The sequence below is a fragment of the Ruoffia sp. FAM 24228 genome, assembly GCF_045528575.1.
Lineage (GTDB): Bacteria > Bacillota > Bacilli > Lactobacillales > Aerococcaceae > Ruoffia > Ruoffia halotolerans.
In genome coordinates, this window is record NZ_JBGQQZ010000163.1 from 1 (window position 1) to 336 (window position 336).

Consider the following 336-nt stretch of genomic DNA (forward strand, 5'->3'; position numbering starts at 1 on the left):
GGGCGGCCCGCTTTGATTTTACGGGACAGTTTTTCAAGCAAGTCCATGTTCTTTGTTCGCATGATTCCGCGGTCAATCCATTGATAAAGAGCGGTTGTTCCAGGAATGATGGCACAATCGAACAGCGCGTGTTTTCTGGCAAATCCGACCACGACGTCCGGCGACCATTTTTCATTTAACATTTTGTCATCTGCCCAGTCAATGAAGGCATTTGTGTTCGCCCATTTGGGGCGTCTGCCACAGTTCAGTCGTTGCTTTTCATAGAAGGCCTGTCCTGCATCAGCGTCATAAACAGAATAGTAGGTGTCATACACTTTTCCATTTTGCGTTTGGCGT

At 47.6% G+C, this 336-nt stretch carries 1 pseudogene; it reads right to left on the reverse strand.

What is annotated here, in order from left to right:
• A pseudogene (locus tag ACEN33_RS12510) lies at positions 1 to 336 on the reverse strand (IS30 family transposase); the annotation flags it as partial.